Here is a 1638-nt window from a genome sequence, read left to right on the forward strand (position 1 = left end):
AGGCGCGAGCGGCTGCCGCGCGGGCCAACGCAACGATCGTCTACAAGGGCGCCGACACGGTGATAGCCGCGCCTGTTGGCAAGGCAGCCATCAACTCCAACGGCGCTCCGTGGCTGGCCACGGCCGGGTCAGGCGACGTGCTGTCGGGCATCATCGCCGGTCTGCTCGCACAAGGCATGCCGCCCTTCGAGGGCACCTGCGCGGCGGTGTGGCTACACGCCGAAACCGGCAGCCGGTTCGGACCCGGCCTGATCGCCGAGGATCTGCCGCTGGCGCTGCTGCCGGTGTTGCGTGAACTCTTCGACGCGCGCACGGCTGTTCTATGAACCGCGCCCTGGCTCCGCTGCTTGCCACCCTCATCGCTGTCTTCATGGCGTCGACGGCGCGCGCCGTCGGCCCTGTAACCGTCGTCGACAATCCGGCGGTGCTCGCCGCGCTCGATGCCGGGGGTTTCGGCTTCGCCGATGTTTTGGGGGTTGACGGCGAGGACGGTCTAAAGACGCTTTACGACGAGGCCCCCGCCTATCACGCCATCGTTGACATCGTTGCCTCCGATGTTGCGGCGCTCCGCGCCGAGATGAAGGCCGGCGGGCGGCCGCTCTACGAGGTGACAGACGGCAATGTCGGCCGCATCATGGACATGCGCTGGCTGAAGACCGATGCCGCGCGCTTCCGGCTGGTCGGCGTCGTCAACCGGCTCGACCGTCGCGATTTCATGCTGCTGCAAGGCGACAGGAGCTGCGGCGAGGTGCGCTTCATCTACCGCCTGGCCTACAGTTTTCGCAAGAACGGCAAGCTGCTGGCATCGCGCTTGCCGTTCAATTTCAATGCCGTCTACAGCGCCGCGCCCGATGCCGATGGCGGCTGCGTCGGCACTGCCGGACGCTGGACGCCACAGCTTGACGAGAGCGTCGATGCCGGCTGGCTGACCGGCGGGCCGCTGGAGAAGGCCGGGCTGACCTTCAAGCAGCTGGAGCTCAACGCGCAGGTGGTGCGCTTCCCGTCCGGCCAGGAAACCGAGTTCGGCGGGCAGGCGGCCTATCTCATGCGGGTATTCGGCATCGATGGCGCCGAAATCAGCGAGAAGCCGCTGGAGAACACGCCCGACACCGCACGGCTCTCGCAGGACGCGGCGCTGAAAGCACGGCTTGCCGCCTATGTCGGCGCCAATTTGCCGGCGGTTGACGAAGGCGTCTATCAAATCCCCGACGAGTTCCTGGCCAGAAAGATCATATCATGGTCGACCTTCGGCAGCGCGCGGCAGGCCAATCATCCGTTTACGCAATTATTCCAGCCCAAGGATTTCGCACCGCTCGATTATTCCGCGCTGAAACTGGTGCGCACGCCGGAAGCGCTGGTCGAGCGGCTGGACAATGGCGCCTGCCAGGGTTGCCATCAGGCGGGTTCGACGGCCGGTTTCCATTTCATCGGGCTAGACGACAAGACGACATCGCCGTTGAACCGCATCGAGGTCGGGATTTCGCCGCATCTTCATGCCGAGATCCCGCGGCGCCAGGCGTGGCTCGCCGCCACGGCCGAAGGCAAGCAGCCGAACCGCTTCCGTCCGCTCTCCTTTGCGCCGCCGGCGGTCTGGACGAACGCCGACGCGGTTGATTACGCGCCGGCGGCGCAAAGGAG

2 protein-coding genes are annotated in these 1638 nt (G+C 66.3%); both read left to right on the forward strand.

Annotated elements, in window-relative coordinates:
- Window positions 1-326, forward strand: a 326-nt coding sequence (locus EN906_RS33380; RefSeq protein ID WP_281060473.1) for an NAD(P)H-hydrate dehydratase, incomplete at its 5' end; no start/stop codon positions are given.
- Window positions 323-1638 (forward strand): hypothetical protein (locus EN906_RS33385; RefSeq protein WP_127375735.1); only part of this gene is annotated, 1316 nt, incomplete at its 3' end. The genes EN906_RS33380 and EN906_RS33385, both read left to right, overlap by 4 nt.

This window comes from Mesorhizobium sp. M7A.F.Ca.CA.004.06.1.1, assembly GCF_003999135.1.
In the GTDB taxonomy this organism is placed as follows: domain Bacteria; phylum Pseudomonadota; class Alphaproteobacteria; order Rhizobiales; family Rhizobiaceae; genus Mesorhizobium.